The following is an 18485-nucleotide window of genomic DNA, read 5'->3' as shown; positions in this document are numbered from 1 at the left end:
GGTGAACGGCCTGGGCTGAGAGACACGGGAGAGAGGGGGCGGCGGGCACTGGCCCACCGCCCCCTCTCTCCCGCGTTCTCGTGCGTTCTCCCGCGTTCTCGTGCGTCGGCTACCGCTTGGTCTTGGCGTCGCGCAGGGTCGCCTTCCGCACCCGGCGCGCGATCCGCAGGGCCGCGCCCGAGCCGGGGAGCTGCCGCGTGATGCCCGAGGCGAAGCCGCCCGGCAGGGCCAGCGCGGTCAGCCTGGCCCGCTTGAAGTACCGCCAGGTCTCCTCGTTCAGGTGGGCGTCCAGCCACGCCTCGGCCTCGTCGCGCAGCCCCGGGTTCAGCTTGCCCTGCATGCAGTACCCGACGGTCCGGACCAGCGGCCCCACGGCGTCGGCCGCGTCCGCCCGCTCGGTGACGATCTCCCCGGCCTTCCGCCGCTCCAGATCGGGCACCAGGGCGTCGACGATGGTGAGCGGGACGCGGTTGCTGTTCTGATACGGCGCGATCCGCTCCAGCAGGAGTCCGGTCCCGACCCGGGCGATCGGCACCCCGTAGTACGCGGACGCGGTGAACATCGCGGTGGAGAAGCACCCGACCACCAGCCCCGGCCGGTACCGCTCGAAGACGGTCTCCGCCAGCATCGGCGTGTCCAGCACGGTCAGCCGCACACCGAGGTCGGCCGCCGCCTTCTCCAGCACCTTCGAGTAGTGCGCGGGGGCGGTCGGATGGGGCTTGAACACCACCGCGCGGAATCCGGCGGCGGCGGCGCCGCGCAGCATCCGCTCGTGCAGCGCCTCCTCCTCGCGCGGGGTGAGGATCTCCAGCGCCGCCAGGTACTGGCCGAGGATCACGGCTACCGGCGCGGGCACCTCCTGGTCGCTGGCGCGGTCCTCGGCGCTGATCTCGTCCAGCACGGCGCGGAAGGCGTCGTCGGGCACGACCTCGGACGGCACCGAGTGCTCGGCCAGCAGCAGCGGGCGCAGCCCCGGCACCAGGTCGAGGTGGAGCAGCCGCTGCACGCGGATCGCGGTGTCCTGCGGCAGCCGGTCGCGCGTCGGGCCGTAGCTCATCAGCCCGTCCGCGTACACGTGCACGTCGGCGTCGGCGAAGATCGTGGCCAGCGCGGCGGCCGGCTTGGCGTGCACGGACTCCACGACCAGCTCGACGCGGCCGTCCCCGAGGCCCCAGAAACGGCGCAGCGTCCGCTCCCATATCGGCGCGTCGCGGTCGGCCGGACCCCAGTCGCCGGGGTGGTGCGGGCTGATCGTCTCGTTCCAGTCGATGACGGTGTCGAAGCGGGCGGCGATGCGGCGCCAGCCGGCCATCTCGCGCAGGTCGGCGGCCGTTTCGGGAACGGCCGCGTTGTTGCTGATGAGCAGCACGCGGCGCGCGTCGCCGCGCGGCCCGAACTGGCCGGCGTCCAGCGCCGCGGCGAGCGTGGCCGCGCCGTACAGGGTCGAGGCTTCGAAGATCTGGGTGGTGCGCGTGGTGTCAGCCATGGCTCAGGCCGCCCTCCGTCCTCGGCCGAGCAGCCGCCTGAGCACTCTCTCGCGGTCTTCCCCCATGGCCACCAGTGTCCGCTCCAGGAGCTCGGGCGGGAAGCGCCGCATCGCCGCCGCCGACTCCTGCTTCAGCCGCCGGGCGGCCTCCGACTCGTAGCCGCCGGCGTTGGCGGCGTGGAAGGCGATCATCGCGCAGTAGGTCCTGATGATCTTGGGAAGGAAGCGGTCCGCCTCGTGGTCCGCCGAGACATCCCGCAGGATCACGTCGTGGGCGGGGATGAAGTCGAGCTGGCGCTCGTCGCGAATCTGCGTCAGCGAGGTGGTCACCCCGCGCCGGTAGAACACGCCCAGCAGGCCCACGGTGGCGAACGTCTTGGCCCGCAGGTGGAGCTGCCAGGAGAACACCCGGTCCTCGGCGGTCCGCAGGTGCGTCTCGAAGCGCATGCCGTCCTCGAACAGCCTGCGGTGGTAGATCCCGGCCCAGACAAAGGGATAGTCGACCATCGTCTTGCGGTCGGCGGGCGCTATCGCGTCGCGCGGGCTGATCACCTCGCCCCGGCGCGGGGCGGGGGCGCGGGCGATGGTGCGGCGCTTGCCGTGGGACTGCACGTGGTCGGTGCGCAGGAAGTCGCAGCCGAGCTCGTCGATCACGGCGACGAGCTGGTCCAGATAGCCCGGCGCGTACCAGTCGTCACCGTCGAGGAACGTGAGGTACTCGCCCTTGGCGGCCTCGATGCCGGTGTTGCGCGCGTGCGAGATGCCCAGGTTCTGATCGTGTCTGATGACTCTGGCCCGCGGCAGCTCCCCCTCCGCCCGGCCCAGGATTTCCCCTGTGGCGTCCGTGGAGCGGTCATCGACGAGGATGAACTCGGTCTCCGGCCCGGCGTTACGGGCGAGGCTGCGCAGCGTGGTGGGCGCGAAGTCCTGCACGTTGTGGCAGGCGACGATGACAGAGAGTTTGGGCACCGGGTTTCCAGGGGCTGTGAACAGGTCAAACGCGACGGTAGACAGGTGACCAGCGCGTCAGGGTACGGGTAAGTGACCACATGGTAAACGCTGGCTGCACGTTAGGTTATTTCGCCCTGATCGTCGTCCCCCGCGGCCGGTCGCGGAAGGCCCCCGGCGGGCGGAGGACACTCAGCAAAGAGACTGGCGACTCACTGCTAAGGAATTCCCCCGGGTGCTGGGGCATCGTGCTCGCATGATCAGTCGAAGAACACTTCTGGGTGCCGGGTCCGCCGCGACCGCTTACTCGGTCCTGCAAGCCGGTCCGGTGGTCGCCGGAGGCGGCCGATCCACCACGTCCATACCCTGGGATCAGCTCCGCCGACGCCTGACCGGCGACCTGATCCTCCCCTCCGACGCGGGCTATGCCACGGCGAAGCAGCTCGACACCGTCGAATACGACAAGATCAGCCCCCAGGGCGTCGTCTTCTGCGAGACCGCGAACGATGTCGCGGTGTCCCTCAAATTCGCCCAGGACAACTGTCTGGTGTTCGCCGCCCGCAGCGGCGGCCACAGCGGCGGCGGGTACTCCACGTCCCAGGGCCTCGTCATTGACGTCTCCCGGCTCAACGGCATCACGCTCGGCAGCGGCAGTGTGCGCGTCGGCGCCGGCACGCAGAACGTCGACATCCTCAACGCGCTCGCCCCCAGCGGCCTCGCCGTGGTCGGCGGCGCCTGCCCCACGGTCGCGGCCGGCGGTTTCATCCAGGGCGGCGGCATCGGCTTCCTCACCCCGTCGTTCGGAATGGCCTGCGACAACATCACCTCCGCCCAGGTCGTCCTGGCCAGCGGCCGGGTCGTGACCGCCTCCGGACAGGAGAACAGCGACCTTTTCTGGGCGCTGCGCGGCGGCGGTGGCGGCAACTTCGGCATCGTCACCTCCTACACGGTCACGCCCGACCAGCTCACCACGGTCGCCACGACGACCCTCTCCTTCCCGTGGGACCGCGCGGTCGACATGCTTCACGGGTACGCGCAGTGGCTGGTCGACGCCCCGCGCACCATCGGCGGCGGCGGCATCATCACCCTCCCCGACGCGGCCCCCGGCGGCGTGCCGGTCCCCGTGATCCAGCTCGTCTCCACCGGCACCAGCGCCGAACTGGAGTCCGAGGTCGCCCGCCTGCTGGCGCTGACCGGCCCCGCCGCGTCCCAGTCGGCGAATGTCCTGCCCTACGTGAACCTGATGATGGGCGTCTACGGCTGCGCCACCCGCACGGTGTCCCAGTGCCACCGCGTCGGCGCGACCCCCGAGGGCCAGCTTCCGCGACCGCTCCTCGGCCTGGAGCGCAGCCGCTTCTTCGGCCAAGCCCCGTCGCGCACCGCCTGGGAGCAGGCCGTGGCCGTCTTCGACGCCGACCGTCTGGCCGGCCAGACCCACCAGCTCCAGGTGCTGCCCACCGGCGGCGCCGTGCGCGACCTGAGCCGCACCGCCACCGCGTACGTGCACCGGGACAGCCTGTTCACGCTGAACTACCTGTCCACGATCCGCCAGGGCACCGTCACCGACGAGGCGCGTACCGTCGCGCACGCCTGGGTGGACCGGGGCTTCACCACGGCCGACCCGTACTCCAACGGCGAGACGTACCAGAACTTCATCGACCCGGCGCTCCCCAACTGGCAGCGTTCGTACTACGCCGAGAACTACAACGGCCTGGTCGCGGTGAAGCGCCGGTACGACCCGTACAACGCCTTCAAGTTCGCCCAGAGCGTCGGCGCCTGATCCCCCGCTCGCCGTCTCGGGCCGGCTGCCTTTCCCCCAGGCCGGCCCGAGGCGGTCGCCGGCGCCTGCTCATCCGGTCCGCGCGGCCACGGCGCGGGTCTCGGCGGTGACCTGACGGGTCTCCCCGGTGGGCACCAGGACGCCCGGCACCCCGGCGCCGGGCGGGGCGACGTGGACGGCGTCCCGCCCGGCGGCCGGACTCGCCCGGCTCCGCTCCCGACCCTCTCGCCCAGCAGGGCGCGCATCCGGTCGTCGACGAGGACATGGTCACGCCGGTCGGGGCCGCTGTGCGTGAGGCGGTGGCCGACCGTGTCCGGGCGCGGCGCCCGCGGGAGCAGGTCGCGCAGCTCGTCGGCGGTCCCCGGGCCGGGCGGGGCGGACGACGGGCGGCGGAAGGTCGATCGGCTCCATGGCGGACTCCCCCTCCTCTGCTGCTGTGCTCCTGCCGACCGGGCCGTGGTGGTGGTGGTGCGGGTCCTCGCTCCCCACCCTGCGCCCGCGCGCGCCGGGACGACAGCCCCGCTAGGCCGACTGGCCGCGCCGCAGCCCGTGCAGCACGCCCGCCGTCACCGCGCCGTAGGCGGCGTGCGGGACGGCGTCGCTGAGCCAGTCCGCGCGGCTCCACGTCCGGAGGTCCGTCACGCCGAGCGCCGCCATCGGGCCGTTGCCGCCGGCCATGGCGCCGAGTCCGGCGGCCAGAGCGGTCCGCACGGGTCCGGTGGCGCGGACGGCCCCCAGCGCCGCGCCGACCCCCACCCCGACCACGAGCCCGGACAGCGCCCCGAGCGCGGCGACGCGGTGGGCGCGGGTCTCGCCCGCGCCCGGCACGGGGACGTGGGTCGCCGCCGACAGCTTCTCCACCGTCTCCTCGGGCGTCCGGCTGGCCGCCCGGCCCCGTGCGGCCATGTCGAGACAGGTCACGATGTGGAGCGCGGCGGTCCCCGCCGCCCCGGCGGCGGCGCCGCGCAGCAGTCCGTCGGCGCGTGAGCGCGCACGCGAGCGCGTACCCATGGGCGTTTCCTCCCGGTTGTCCCTTTCCGGTCGAGGCTACGCGGTGCCGGTGCGCACCGCCGCCCAGAGCGAGGGGCAGTGTGCCAGGCGGCCGGCTGCCCGCGCTGCCAGGCGCCCGGCGCGGCCACCGGGTGGTCCCCGTCGTGGGTGGTGTCGAGGCGTCGATCACCTCGGACGACGGGCGCGCCGTCGCGGGCACCCGCACCCGCCCGGACTCGGGCGCCGCTCCGGCCGCCGGGGAGAGCCTCGGCGGCCGGACGGTGATGACCCGGCTCAGCAGCCGCCGCAGTTGTAGTAGAGAACGTCCCAGTGGTTGCTCTCACGCGCGTAGATGTTGCCCGACCCCGACCGGTACTGCGGAGCGCCGTCGCCCCGCAGGCCGATGTAGGTGAAGTTGTTCGTGACGTACGAGTTGATGCACGTGCCCAGCGAGTAGTCGAGCTTGTAGCCGTTCCAGTGGCTGTAGGTGCCGCTGGCGTGCCCGACCTCGGTGCCGCCGGTGATGTTCAGGCCGCAGCCGCTGGCCCGCTTCAGGGTCTGCGCGCCCTGCGCCGACGCCAGGTTGAGCTGCTCGAACGACGTACACGTGGAGTTGTAGCGGTCGGAACAACCGCCGGAGGACGACCAGGTGATGCCCACCTCACGGAACATGGCCGTGGCCTGCGAGTGGCTGATCTTCGTGACGTACGGCGTGACGTCCGCGGCGGAGGCGGTCGCCACCCCGGCCCCGGGCACCGCGAAGAGCGCGGCCCCGGCGAGGGCGAGTGAGGTGAGAACAGAACGGAGCTTCATGGTGGGGGAACCCTTCTGCTTCCTTGTGCGGAGGGATGGTCCGCGCCGGGGTTCCGGGCCGCGGGCCCGGAACCCCGGCGTTGGGCCGACCGGTTGAGCGGGTGCGACCGGTCAACCTGTCAGAACCGCAGGCCCCAGGAGTCGATCTTCCCGGTGTCCAGCGCGGCGTTGTCGCTGACCCGCAGCTTCCAGGTCCCGTTCGCCACCTCGCTCGACGCGTTGACCGTGTAGGTCTGGAGCACGTTGTCCGCGCTGCCGCCGACCCCGTAGTCCTTCAGCAGGTAGGCGGTGCCGTCGGGCGCGATGAGCTGGATGCGCAGGTCACCGATGTAGGTGTGCTTGATGTCGACCGGAACGCCCAGCGTGGCCGGGGCGTTGCCGGACACGCCGGTGACCGTGATCGGCGAGTCCACCGTGGTGTTGTCGCTGATCGTGTAGTCGGTGGCGTTGTCGAACGACGGGCCGGGCGGCGGCGTGGTGCCCGTGCCGACGTACAGCAGCCGGTTGGGCGAGCCGGTCCCGGGGCTGGTGACGACGCCGGTCGTGGCATTGTTCACCAGCGCCGTGCTCACCCCGGCCGGGGTGGCGGTGGGGTTGTCCGCGAGGTACAGCGCGGCGGCCCCGGCGACGTGGGGCGTCGCCATGGAGGTGCCGGAGATCGTGTTCGTCGCGGTGTCGCTGGTGTTCCACGCCGACGTGATGGATGAGCCCGGCGCGAAGATGTCCAGGATCGTCCCGTAGTTGGAGAAGCTGGAACGAGCGTCGGTGTTCGTGGTCGACCCGACCGTGATGGCCTCGCTGACGCGCGCCGGGGAGGAGTTGGAGGCGTTGGCGTTGTTGTTGCCCGCCGCCACGGCGTAGGTGATGCCGGAGGCGATGGAGTTGCGCACCGCCGTGTCCAGCGCGCTGTCGATGCCGCCGCCGAGGCTCATGTTGGCGACGGCCGGCTTCACGGCGTTGCGCGTCACCCAGTCGATGCCCGCGATGACCTGAGCGGTGGTGCCGGAGCCGGAGTTGTTCAGCACCCGGACGGCGACGATGTTGGCCCGCTTGGCCACGCCGTACGAGGTGCCCGCCACCGTGGCCGCGACGTGCGTGCCGTGGCCGTTGCCGTCCTGGGCGACGCTGTCGTTGTCGATCGCGTCGAAGCCGTTGCTGGCCCGGCCGCCGAAGTCGCTGTGGGAGATGCGGACTCCGGTGTCGATGATGTACGCCGTGACGCCCTGACCGGCCGAATCCGGGTAGGTGTAGCTCCCGTTGAGCGGCAGCGCCCGCTGGTCGATGCGGTCCAGACCCCAGGAGGGCGGGCTGGGCTGCGTGGTGTCGATCGTGAACGTCCGGTTCTGGACGACGGATTCGACCGCCGGGTCCGCGGCGAGCCGCCTCGCCCGCTGCTCCGACAGCTCGACGGCGTAGCCGTTGAGCGCCTCCGTGTACGTCTCGGTGATGTCGGCGCCGTACTCCTCGGCGAGGGCCCGGCCGGCGCTGGTCCCGGCGCGGAGGTCGCTCTCGTCAAGGGTGACGATGTAGCTGCCGGCTATCGCGCCGGCCGCGCCCGCGTTCTGGATGCGGCCCTCCGGCTGCTGCGCGGCGCCGGAGGGGAGTGCGGAGAGCAGGCCGATCGCGAGGGCCGCGGCGGTCGCCGCACTGGCACTTGCGAGTCTTCGCCTGAACTGACGTGCTCCTGCCATCGAGGGGTCCTCCTCGTCGTGGGGGTGGGCGCAGGCGTGTGCATGACAACACGTGGTTTACGCGCGTAGCCGTGCTCCATGCATTGCCAGCGCAAGGGTGCCCCATGCGTCCGGCTCCTACAAGAGGCCGCCGCGCCAGGAAACTTCACACGGCGGCAACATCACACGGTCAGTCGTCGCAGTTGTCGTGACTCCCGCCCCCGTGCGATGTGGAGCCACTTCCCCCACTTCCCCCACTTCCCCCGCTCCGGCCGCCGGAGCCGCCGCTGACGCGCTCCGGCGCGGCCATCAGGGCGATGTCGTCGGCGGCGGCGGTCGAGGTCCCCGCCCGGTCGTCGCAGTCGCCGTCGTCCGAGCAGCCCGTCAGCAGGGCCGCGGCGAGGAGCAGCGGTACGGCGGCGATCCCGCCACGTATCACGATCCGGTCCGGGGTGGGCATGGGTGACATCCTTCCGATCGAGCGCGGGCGACCGCCCTCCCGGCGCGGCCGCTGTGGAGGAAGGGTAGTCGCCGCGTGCGGCCCTCGGCCCCGCCGACCACGGCAGCCCCGGGACGACGTCCGCGACCACCGACCGGGCCGCCGACACCCCGCGCACCGCGAACGCCTGCGTCACCGTCAAGAACCACGGCACCCGCTCGGCTCCGAACACCTCACCGGCCGCGCCGCCGAACTCCCGCTGCTCGTCGAGGCGATGACCGCGCTCGGCGGTGTCAGCCGCTCCGACGCGGGGACAGTGGTGGACCCGCCCGGCTCGGCGAGCCCGCCGACGCCGCGCTGTTGGCCGACGTCGCGTTGTTGGCCGACCACACACTGATGGCTGGCACCACGCTCCCGCGGATCGACTGCCACGAGGCCGCCGCCCGTCGTCGCGGCGGGAGATTTTCGCCCAGGGCGGACCGCCGCTTCCGTGGCGGCGGCGCGTGCTCCTCCTACGCTGAACAGGTGAGCAACCACGCACCGGACCAGGCCCGCGTCATCCCGCTGCGCCGCCCCGCCAAGGCGGCGGCGCCCAAAGAGCCCCTGTGGCGGCACCTCGTCGGTGACGTTCTGCGCCGCGAGCGCCTCGCCCAGGAGCGCACCCTCAAGGATGTGGCCGACGCCGCCCGCATCTCGATGCCCTATCTCTCCGAGCTGGAACGTGGCCGTAAGGAGGCTTCCTCGGAAGTCCTCGCCGCCGCCGCCCGTGCCCTCGGTCTCCGCCTGACCGACCTGCTCTCCCTGGCGCAGGGCGAGTTGGCCGGCCCCGCGCGGACGAGGCCGGCCAGGACCCGGACCACTCCCGAGGCATCGCTGATGCTGCGCCTCGCCTCCTGAGGCCCCCGGGCCCTCAGGAGGCCATGGCGCGCCGGCTGAGTACGTGGTCGGCGAGCCCGTACGCCACCGCCTCCGACGCGGTGAACACCTTGTCGCGGTCCATGTCCGCGCGGAGGGTGGCGACATCATGGTGCGTGTGCCGGGAGAGGACCTCCTCGACCTGGGCGCGGATCCGGAGCATCTCCTTGGCCTGGAGGCTGAGATCGGAGACGGTGCCCCGGTGACCGGCGCTCGCCGGCTGCCCCAGCAGCACCCGGGCGTGCTCCAGGACGACCCGTCGTCCGGGATCGCCCCCGGCGAGCAGCACCGCCGCCGTCGAGGCCGCCTGACCGACGCAGATGGTCGAGATCGGCGAGGCGACGTAGGACATCGTGTCGTAGATCGCCATGAGTGAGGTGAACGAGCCGCCCGGTGAGTTGATGTAGATCGCGATCTCGCGGTCCGGGTTCGACGCCTCCAGGTGGATCAGTTGCGCGATGACGACGTTCGCCACGCCGTCGTCGATCTCGGTGCCGAGGAAGATGACCCGCTCGGACAGCAGCCGGCTGTAGACGTCGTAGGCCCGTTCCCCCTGCGGGGTGCGTTCCAGAACGGTCGGGATCGTGTATTGGCCCATGTCAGAACCCCATCCGTCGCTGCGAGCCACCCGGGCGGACGTCGGCCAGCGACTGGAGGACGTGATCGACCATCCCGTACTCCTTCGCCTCCTCGGCCGTGAACCACCGGTCGCGGTCCCCGTCGCGCGAGATCGTCTCCACGCTCTGGCCGGTGTGTTCGGCGGTGATCCGCTCGATGGACTTCTTCATGTACGCCAGGTTCTCGGCCTGGATCGCGATGTCGGCGGTCGTCCCGCCGATGCCGGCCGACGGCTGGTGCATCATGATCCGCGCGTTCGGCAGCGCGTACCGCTTCCCCTTCGCCCCCACGGTCAGCAGGAACTGCCCCATGCTGGCGGCGAATCCCATGGTGAGCGTCGAGACGTCGTTCGGGATCACCCGCATCGTGTCGTAGATCGCCAGCCCGGCCGTGACGGAGCCGCCCGGGCTGTTGACGCAGAGGCTGATGTCGGTGCGCGGATCCTCCGCCGACAGCAGAAGCATCTGCGCGCAGACGCGGTTCGCGGACACCTCGTCCACCTGTGTCCCGAGGAACACGATCCGCTGCCTGAGCAGCTCCGTGGCGAGGTGGTCGTCGAACCGCGTCGGAGGTGTGTCCCCCACCTCGGCGCGCAGCCGCGTGACGTGAGCTGGGCCGGTGCTGAATGACGTCATCGGGCCTCCCTCTTCCGGTGAGCGGCGACCCTCGCCGCTCCCTTCCGAGTCTTGGCCCGGCCGCGGCGCCGCATCCCGTTTATCGGCCCGCCGCTAATCTGCCGACGGCAGAGCGTCCCTCACCCGGCCGTGAGCAGCGCCTCCAGGGCGTGCGCATAGGCGCGCCACAGCGTCCGCGCGCCCCCCGGCACCTCCGAGTCCGGGCGCAGGATCGCGGGCAGGAAGGTGACGCGCCACATGCGGAACGCGATCCCGGGCTCGGCCCCGCCCAGCAGCGCGCAGGCCGTCCGCAGCGCGTCGGCGATCAGCCCGGCCGCCCGGCCGGGGTCCGGCCGCCGGACGAGGGCGGCGGCGACCAGGGCGTGCAGGAAGTGGGTCAGCTGGAGATCGGCGCCCATGCCCACCATGCGCCGGATCACGGCCGGATCGCCGGCGTCGAACGGATACGGCTCGATGAAGCCCGACCACATCACCAGGAACGGGGTCGCGTCGTGGTCCCGGTGCCAGCCCAACTCGTCGGCGATGGCCATCGTTTCCGCCGAGAACGCGCCGATGTCCCGGATGGTCGCCAGGAGTCCGTCCAGCTCCGCCCGGTGGGCCGGGGCGAAGGCCCCGACCGGCGTCGACGCGCCCGCCGCGCCGAGTGCCACGATGCCGCCCAGCGGGCCGAAGATCTCGCGGGCGAGCGAGGACTCCGGCACGGAGACGTTCGGTTCCGTCACTTCCATCCCTTCCATCCTTCCGGTCAGCGGTTCATCCAGGCCATGAAGGCGTCCATCGAATCCCGGATCCCGACGATGTTGTCGTTGATGACCGCGAGATCGTCCGCGTTGTTGACGAACCACTCTTCCTGCCTGTTGCCCGGCGGGCCGCCCATCTGCCGGATGCGGTCGGCGAAGTCCGCGGGCACCTCGACGCGCACGACCCTGCCGCCCGGACCGGCGTACTGCTGGATGGCCCTGGTCAGGTCGTTGGTCAGGTACACCCCCGCCTCCGGAGTGGCGCCGCGCACCGCGACGCCCGAGGGGGCGCCGAGCTGGAACACCGAGCCCCGGAAGTCCTGCGCGCCATGGTAGAGAACCACCGTGTGCGCGGCGAGGCCGAGCGGGTCGATGTCGTGGAGCGGATGGGTGACGTACGTGCGGGCGTTGGGCGCGGGGAGGAGACCGAGGGGGTCGAGCGTGAGGTAGCGGGCGGTCTCGGGGTCGTAGTAGCGCTGGTAGTTGTAGTGCAGGCCGGATTCGGGGTCGTGGTACTGACCGGGGAAGCGCAGGGGAGTGGTGGGCCCGCCGCCGCCGGAACCGGGCGCGATGACCCCGTAGAGCGTGGTGCGTGACTCCCATGCGGTGGCGCCCTCTTCGTCCACCAGATGGGTCGGGGTGCCCACGAGGTCGGTGACGATGGCGTAGAAGCGGCGGTCGACCTCGCTCTGTTCGACCTGGGTGAGGGGCCGGTGGCCGTCGTAGTCCCAGGTGAGCGTGGTGCCGGAGCCGGACTGTTCGACCAGGGTGGTGCCGGACCAGGTGAACGTGGTCTCCTCCGCGACGGAACCGTCCGCCGCCAGACGCCGCTTGGCGACGCGGCGGCCGAACGGGTCGTAGAGGTACCGCCATCGGGTCCCGTCGGGGGTGGTGAGGGCGGTGAGCCGGTCCTCGGCGTCCCATTCGTAGCGCCAGGTCTCGGGCTTCTTGGACAGCCGGGTCTTCTGCCGCAGGACCAGGCGGCCGGCGCGGTCGTACTCGTAGCGGACGCGGCCCGCCCGGGTGAGGAGGGTGCCCGCGTAGGCCCGTTCGCCGGCCGCGTCGGTGGTGCCGGTGGTGCCGGTGGGGTCCGTCCAGTCGGCGGAGATCTGGTTGCCCTGCGCGTCGTAGGCGTAGGTCTCGCGCCACCCGCCGGGGACATCGGTCCGGCCGAGCACGCGGCCCGAGGCGTCCAGGTCGAAGCGGGTGTCGCCGGCTTCGGTGAGGAAGTGGTCGGCCCGGTAGGCGTAGTCCTGGCGCTGGAGGGTGCGGCCGGCGGTGTCGGTGAGTGTCCGCGACGTCAGCCGGCCGGCCGCGTCCCAGTCGTTGGCCAGGGCGAAGCCGGAGGAGAACACGCGCCGGGTCTCGCGACCGGCGGCGTCGTGGTCGAACGCCAGGGTGCGGTCGGCGGTCAGCAGCGAGGCGAGTCGGCCCGCCTCGTCGTACGACCACCCGCTGGTGTGGCCCGAGGGTGTGGTGCGGCTGACCGGTCGGCCCAGAACGTCGTAACCGTACGTGGTGGTACGGCCGTTGACCGTCTCGGACGTCAGGCGGCCGGTCGCGTCGCGCCGGACGGTCAGTTCGGTCTCCGGGCCGGTCGCGGTCAGCAGCCGGCCGAGGGGGTCGTAGGCCAGGGTGGTGAGGTGGCCGTCGGCGTCCTTCCGGACGGGCAGGCCGAGGGCGTCGCGCGTGTACGTGACCGTCTGGCCCACGGCGTTGGTGCGCCCGATCAACTGCCCGGCGGCGTCCAGGCGGTAGGTGAGGGTGTGGCCGTCGAAGTCGGTCTCGGATATCAGGCGGCCGGCCGCGTCGTAGGTGTAGTCCCAGGTGTGGCCGTCGGGATGCATGACCTGGGTGATGTGCAACTCGGTGTCACGGATGAGCGCGTACCGGACCCCGTCCGGGCCGGTCTGCGAGACGGGCAGGTCGAACGGCCCGTACTCGTAGCGGGTCGTGCCGCCGTTGGCGTCGGTGTGCGTCAGGCAGTTGCCCTCGGGGTCGTAACTCCACGTCCGCGTCCCGCCGAGCGGGTCGGTCTGGGATCGGGTCCGGCCCTCCAGGGTGTACTCGGCGGTGCGGACGCCGCCCAGAGGGTCGATGACGCGGACCGTGCGGCCGAGGGAGTCGCGACGGTACTCGGTGGTCTCGCCCCGGGCGTTGGTGAACGCGACGGGCAGACCCGCCGCGTCGCAGCGGACCCGGGTGACGTTCCCGGCCGCGTCGGTGGCCGTGCCGAGGCCGCCGTGCGCGTCGTAGACGTAACGGGTGCGGTTCCCGGCCGGGTCGAGGACCGCGGTGCGGTTCCCGGCGGCGTCGTAGGCGTAGGACCAGACCGAGCCGTCGGCCTGGGTGATCTCCGAGATCAGCCCCAACTCGTTGTATTCGGCGCGGAGTCGGCGCCCGTCGGGGCGGGTCACCGCCGTGACCCGGCCGTGGTCGTCGTGTTCGTACCGGGTGCTCCGGCCCAGCGGGTCCGTCACGGTGAGGGCGCGGTCGTAACGGTCGTGCGCGTGGTGGGTCGTGTGGCCCAGCGGATCGGTCTCGGCGAGGAGCTGGAAGCTGTCGTTGAACCGGTAGACGGTGGCGTGCCCGAGGGAGTTGGTCGCGATGGAGCGGTGGTTCTCGGCGTCGTAGGTGTAGCGGTACTCCAGCGCCCGTTCGGTGCCGGTGGAGAAGACGCAGCGGCCCGCCTCGTCGTACTCGTACCGGTACCAGGTGCCGTTGCGGTCCTCCCACCGCGTGAGCCGCGCCTGTTCGTCGTACTCCAACCGCAGGGGCATCCCTGAGGAGTTGTAGACCTCGGCGAGGTTCCCGGCGTCGTCGTACCCGTACGCGATGAGGAGCCGCTCGGCCGGGTCGCTGGACAGCCGCAGGGACGTGACGCGGTTGCCGTGGACGGCGGTCCGGACGCGGTAGCCGCCCGAGTGGACGAGCTCGGTGAGGTCGCCGTCGTCCGCGTAGAGGAAGTCGATCCGGTTGCCGTTGCGGTCGGTGACGGCGGTCAGCGGTAGCTCGGTCGCGCGCCGCCCGGCCACCGGGGCGAAGTGGAGGGTGCGGCCCTCCTCCCGCTGATGGACCGTCAGCGGTGACCTCGGCTCGCCGTCCCAGGCCAGGCCCCAGCGCGGGCCCTCGACCGGCATGACCGGCGCATCGGCGTCGCGCGACGGGACGGGGTACTCCAGCACCATGCCGTCCGCCGTGTAGAACCGCACGCCGGCCTCGTCCAGGTCGAGGCGCTGGTCGAGGGTGGAGGCCCAGGACCGGCCGAACGACCGGCCGTGGCGGTAGGTCGAGATGTGGTGCCGTTCGAGGATCAGGGGCAGTACGCCGGGGAGTTGGAGGTCGGTGGCGGGCATGATCAGCTCGCCGGTCGCCATGTCCACCGGGTCGCCGCAGGCGTTCCGCCGGACCATCTGCACGCCCCGCTGGCGGATCTGGCGGCCCAGCCCCCTGGCCCCCTGGGCGAGTCCGCGCATCCCGGTGGTGGCCAGGGACCGCATGCCCCTCGCCAGGCCGCCGAGGGTGGTGAGGCCCTTCATGCCCGGGACGCAGTCCAGCGCGGCGAAGGCGACGTCGAGCAGCGTCGCCTGGCCTCTGGCGTACTTGACCAGTGTGTCCGCGAGCACCACCAGGGCGGCGGCCAGCACCACCCACGCCAGCGGCCCGCCGATGATCATCACGACCACGCCCAGCACGGCGACGATGACCTTGCAGACGTCCACGATGGTGTCCCAGTTGTCCTGGACCCACCTGAACGCCTTCTGCCACCACTTCCGGTTCTGGATGCCCGCGTCCGACGCCTCGTCGATGCCGGAGGCGCACTGGCGGGCCGCCTCCTCCCGCATCTCCCGCGCCTGCTCGGCCAGTTGACGGGCGGCGCTGAGGTCGCTCTCGGCGGTGGCGACCCGGTCACGGGCGGCGCCCGCCGCCGCGTCGGCGGCCTGCCGGTCACGGACCGCGTTACGGACGTCGTCCTCCGACGGCGGCTCCGGGGCGTTGTCCCGTTCGCCCTCCCGCTCCAGCCGCTCCGCCTCGTCACCGGCCCGGGAGACCCAGTCCTCCGCCTCCGACAACTGACCCTGCGCGGCGCTCAGATCCGCCTGCGCGGCGACCGCACGCTCCAGCGCCCGGTCCGCCATACCCTGCGCGTTCCGCAACACGGGCCAGTACGCCGCCAGCGCGTCCGCCGCCATGTCGTACGACGTCTGGAGCTTCGCGAGATTCTCCGGCACACCGTCGAACTCCGAACGGAAGGCATCCGCCGACAGACCCGACCAGTCCGCCACCGCCCGGTCCGACGCCATCCCCCGGATCTTCCCCAGCGCCTCACCCACATCATCGGCGAACGCCTGAAGCCCCTCCGCCAGTTCACACACCTCATCCGGACTCCCCGGCGTCGGATCGGAATCCATCCCCACCGGGGACCAGTCAGACGGCCGGACCATCGCAGACACCCCCGCGAGCTGTGCAAACGTACGAACGAAAACCTAGTCCCCGCCCACCGGTGTCTCAACGACGATCGCGTCGCAGGTCATCAACAATCACGTCCCGGGCCGGTACGGGTCCGGCCCCCGGCCAAGGAGCTCGGCCAGGCCACGCCGGGTGGCGGCGATGACCACCTGGTCGTCGGGACCCAGCACATAGCCGGGGTGCAGGTTCCACACCAGCCCGGTGGCGCCCTCGCCCGGCTCGGCGGTGTCCAGCGCGATCACGCGCCACGCCCCCGGCCGGGCGGCCTCGGCGACCGTCCGGCCCTCGAACTGCGCGTGCCCGGCGACATCCAGGCGGGCGAAGAGCAGCACCTTGCGTTCCACCGGTATGGCGCCGAGGATCTGACGCCCCATCATCGCTCCGGCGAACGCCGGGGCGGCGAGGGTGGACACGCTGCGGCTGCGGGTCCTGGCGGCCGGGTGCGCGGCCCGCAGCGTGCGGTAGACGGCGGTCGCGAAGTCGTCGTCGTACAGCCGCAGCGACACCCGCAGGTCCGGCTTGACGGTGCGGGCGTACAGCGCGGCCTCCAGGTTGGTGGTGTCGGAGCTGGTGACCGCCAGCAGGGAGTGCGCCCGGCCGATCTTGGCGGCCTCCAGCACACCCTCCTGCGTCACGTCCCCCAGCACCACCGGCACGCGCAGCCGCCGGGCCAGCGAAATGCCCCGCGCCTCCGGATCCCCCTCCACGCACACCACCGGGATGCCGAGCTCGCGCAGCCGGTCCAGCACCCGGGTGCCGATCTTGCCGAGGCCGAGCAGCACGACATGGCCGGACAGCCCCCGGGGCGGCCGGCGCAGCGCCGACGACCCGCGGAACGCCCCGAACGCCTCCAGCGCGCCCGCCACCAGGATCGGCAGCAGCGCCAACCCGACCAGCCCGGACAACAGTTGGAGCACCTGCCGGGAGACGGGCTCGCCGACGGCCGGATCGCCGATGGAGAACAGATCGAGCAGCGTCACGTACATGGCGTGCAGCGGTTCGTCGCCCGTGGTCCACCACGCCGCCACGGCCAGCGCCAGCACGGTGACGATCACCCCGAGCACCGCCCAGCGCAGCCGTCGCGAGAAGAACCGCCCGAGCGGAGCGCCCCGCCCCGCCAGCCGCCGCGCCGACCGCGGCCCGGCGTAGGTGACGGTCCGCAGCACCAGCGTGCCCCGCCCGGTGGCCGCCGCCACCGCCTCGTCGTCCGGCAGCAGGATCGGTGCCAGCGACCCGCTGCGGTCCGAACCATCGGCTCCCGCCGGGTCGTTGACCGTGGAGGAGAGCAACGCCAGCGTGCACAGCCCCGGGTCGGCGAGCTCCCCGCTGCCGGGCGGCGGACGTTCCACGGCCCGCAGCAGCAGTCCTTCCGCCTGCACGACCTTGCTGGTCCCGGCGACGGCGGTGGCGGCCAGCGCGGGCGCCGCCGTGTCGGCGTCGGAGAGCACGGTGGTGGAGACGTCCAGCACCGCGCCGCCGACGGCGGCGGCTTGGTCGAGCAGCTCGGCGAGGTGCTGCCCCAGCTTCCGGTTGTAGAGCCGGATCACCAGCCGCAGCCGGGGATTGAGCCGCCGGGCGGCCAACGCGCCCCGGACGTTGGTCTCGTCGTCGTTGTAGACCAGGGCCAGAGCGCTGGCTCGCTCCGCACCGGCCTGCCGCAGCACGTCATCGGAGGGCTCCGACGCCGCCACCTCCCGGATGGGAAGCACGACTTCACCGCTGGACCAGGGGTCGGCAGCCGTACCGGGCCGGGCCATCGCGGCGGATATCCGCCCCAGCAGCGCGGAGGCCCGGATCCGTCCCGGCACCGCCTCGGGACCGCGCACGGCGGGCACGACGAGTGTCACCCGCTCCCGGTATACCCCGTGCAACTCACCGGCGAGCCGGGCGGCCAGCGCGTCGTCACCGCAAACAATCATGTCCCCACCGGGAGGAAGTACCGACACGTCCCCGTTCCCCCTGCGGCTACCTCGCCACGAACTGCGTCAGGATGGCCTGCACCTCGTAGATGTCGACCCCCTTGGTGAAGGTCTTCTCGATCGGGGCGGAGGTGCCGGAGATCCAGATCTTGAGCTCGGCGTCGAGATCGAAGGTCCCGGCGGTCTCCACCGCGAAGTGCGTGATGCTCCGGTAGGGGACGGAGTGGTACTCCACCTTCTTGCCCGTGATCCCCTGCTTGTCGATGAGGATGAGCCGCCGGTCGGTGAAGAGGATGGTGTCGCGTATCAGCAGATACGCGGCGTACACCTGCTCCCCCTGCCCCAGCAGCCGCGCGTAATCCTGCTGCGCCGAACCCGGATCGATGCTGTGCGCGTTCCCGAACAACGCCACCCCTGCCCCCACTTCGCGACGTCCGACGATCCTTCCACCGTACCGGTACGGCCTGTGGCCCCGGCCGTACCGGTACGGTGCGGGATCGGACGGCCCGCCGCGCGTCAGGTGACCTGGCTCTTGCGCATCGTCTCGTCGAGCCGGACCGGTTGCTCCAGAAAGCCGCCGTCGGTGCCGATCAGGCTGACGATCTGGACGCGCTGGTCGAGGACGCGATCCGGTCGGGCGACGGCGACGGCGACGGCGAGATCGCCCAGCTCACCTGGCTCGCCGCGGTGATGGGCGCGCTGATCGGCCTCCCGGCGGCGAAGCTCGCACCGGGTCAGCCGGGGACCTACTGGCTCGCCGGCGCGCTGGCCTCGGGGCCATGCTGCTCGGCGAGACCTTCGCGACCGCCGTGCTCAGCGCCGAAGCCTCGGACGGCGCGAAGAGCGCCTTCGAACTGTTCTTCGACCACGTCTCCGGCCACTTCTCCGACCTGTGGGAGTCCTGGACGGACGCCTCGAACGGCGTCACCTGGCTGCTGACAGCCCCGGCCCCGGCCGCCGCGATCCTCACCGGCTACCTCCTGGCCCCCGGCGCGCCCCGGCCGCATCCCCAGCCTCAGCCATGGACGTGACGGGAGCCCATTGAGATGCCGCGCGCGGAGG

At 72.2% G+C, this 18485-nt stretch carries 15 protein-coding genes; 3 read left to right on the top strand and 12 right to left on the bottom strand.

What is annotated here, in order from left to right:
• Positions 1 to 109 precede the first annotated feature (109 nt).
• Both OIE51_RS13815 and OIE51_RS13810 read right to left on the bottom strand, forming a co-directional pair.
• The gene (locus OIE51_RS13815) at positions 110 to 1486 is read right to left on the bottom strand and encodes a polysialyltransferase family glycosyltransferase (RefSeq protein ID WP_326597953.1); all 1377 of its coding nucleotides are present in this window, start codon (positions 1484 to 1486) and stop codon (positions 110 to 112) included.
• A 3-nt stretch (positions 1487 to 1489) separates the two neighbouring features.
• The gene (locus OIE51_RS13810; RefSeq protein WP_326597952.1) at positions 1490 to 2455 is read right to left on the bottom strand and encodes a glycosyltransferase family 2 protein; all 966 of its coding nucleotides are present in this window, start codon (positions 2453 to 2455) and stop codon (positions 1490 to 1492) included.
• 235 nt (positions 2456 to 2690) lie between these two features.
• On the opposite strand from OIE51_RS13810, the gene OIE51_RS13805 reads away from it, so the two are divergent.
• The gene (locus OIE51_RS13805; protein WP_326597951.1) at positions 2691 to 4214 is read left to right on the top strand and encodes an FAD-binding oxidoreductase; all 1524 of its coding nucleotides are present in this window, start codon (positions 2691 to 2693) and stop codon (positions 4212 to 4214) included.
• A gap of 522 nt (positions 4215 to 4736) precedes the next feature.
• On the opposite strand, the gene OIE51_RS13800 is transcribed toward OIE51_RS13805, so the two are convergent.
• From OIE51_RS13800 to OIE51_RS13785, 4 genes are all read right to left on the bottom strand, one after another.
• Positions 4737 to 5225 carry a hypothetical protein gene (locus OIE51_RS13800; protein ID WP_326597950.1) on the bottom strand — a complete coding sequence of 163 codons (489 nt, stop codon included), beginning with the start codon at positions 5223 to 5225 and terminating at the stop codon, positions 4737 to 4739.
• A gap of 273 nt (positions 5226 to 5498) precedes the next feature.
• Entirely contained in the window at positions 5499 to 6017 is a 519-nt protein-coding gene (locus tag OIE51_RS13795) for a hypothetical protein (protein ID WP_326597949.1), read from the bottom strand.
• Between the two features lie 119 nt (positions 6018 to 6136).
• A complete protein-coding gene (locus tag OIE51_RS13790) occupies positions 6137 to 7708 on the bottom strand; it encodes a S8 family peptidase (RefSeq protein ID WP_326597948.1) in 1572 nt (523 codons plus the stop codon).
• Between the two features lie 169 nt (positions 7709 to 7877).
• Complete coding sequence (locus OIE51_RS13785; protein WP_326597947.1) at positions 7878 to 8147, bottom strand: hypothetical protein; 270 nt, start codon at positions 8145 to 8147, stop codon at positions 7878 to 7880.
• Between the two features lie 504 nt (positions 8148 to 8651).
• Between OIE51_RS13785 and OIE51_RS13780 the strand changes: the two genes are divergently transcribed.
• Positions 8652 to 9023, top strand: a complete 372-nt coding sequence (locus tag OIE51_RS13780; protein ID WP_326597946.1) for a helix-turn-helix domain-containing protein — start codon at positions 8652 to 8654, stop codon at positions 9021 to 9023.
• A 13-nt stretch (positions 9024 to 9036) separates the two neighbouring features.
• Here the strand turns inward: OIE51_RS13780 and OIE51_RS13775 are convergent, their stop codons facing one another.
• The 6 genes from OIE51_RS13775 to OIE51_RS13750 all read right to left on the bottom strand — a co-directional run bounded on the left by OIE51_RS13775 (position 9037) and on the right by OIE51_RS13750 (position 17835).
• Positions 9037 to 9639 carry a ClpP family protease gene (locus OIE51_RS13775; RefSeq protein WP_326597945.1) on the bottom strand — a complete coding sequence of 201 codons (603 nt, stop codon included), beginning with the start codon at positions 9637 to 9639 and terminating at the stop codon, positions 9037 to 9039.
• Position 9640: 1 nt separating this feature from the next.
• The gene (locus OIE51_RS13770) at positions 9641 to 10294 is read right to left on the bottom strand and encodes an ATP-dependent Clp protease proteolytic subunit (RefSeq protein WP_326597944.1); all 654 of its coding nucleotides are present in this window, start codon (positions 10292 to 10294) and stop codon (positions 9641 to 9643) included.
• A 119-nt stretch (positions 10295 to 10413) separates the two neighbouring features.
• Entirely contained in the window at positions 10414 to 11022 is a 609-nt protein-coding gene (locus OIE51_RS13765; protein ID WP_326597943.1) for a hypothetical protein, read from the bottom strand.
• Positions 11023 to 11039: 17 nt separating this feature from the next.
• Positions 11040 to 15410: a DUF6531 domain-containing protein gene (locus OIE51_RS13760; protein ID WP_442811919.1), complete on the bottom strand. Its 4371-nt coding sequence runs from the start codon at positions 15408 to 15410 to the stop codon at positions 11040 to 11042.
• 165 nt (positions 15411 to 15575) lie between these two features.
• A complete protein-coding gene (locus tag OIE51_RS13755) occupies positions 15576 to 17423 on the bottom strand; it encodes an NAD-binding protein (RefSeq protein WP_326597942.1) in 1848 nt (615 codons plus the stop codon).
• A gap of 46 nt (positions 17424 to 17469) precedes the next feature.
• A complete protein-coding gene (locus OIE51_RS13750; protein ID WP_326597941.1) occupies positions 17470 to 17835 on the bottom strand; it encodes a PH domain-containing protein in 366 nt (121 codons plus the stop codon).
• Positions 17836 to 18202: 367 nt separating this feature from the next.
• Between OIE51_RS13750 and OIE51_RS13745 the strand changes: the two genes are divergently transcribed.
• The gene (locus tag OIE51_RS13745; protein WP_326597940.1) at positions 18203 to 18454 is read left to right on the top strand and encodes a hypothetical protein; all 252 of its coding nucleotides are present in this window, start codon (positions 18203 to 18205) and stop codon (positions 18452 to 18454) included.
• The last annotated feature ends 31 nt before the right edge of the window (positions 18455 to 18485 follow it).

It is taken from the genome of Streptomyces sp. NBC_01803, assembly GCF_035917415.1.
Lineage (GTDB): Bacteria > Actinomycetota > Actinomycetes > Streptomycetales > Streptomycetaceae > Streptomyces.
Note: the sequence above shows the minus strand (reverse complement) of the source record. Positions and strands in the feature narration are given on the sequence as shown.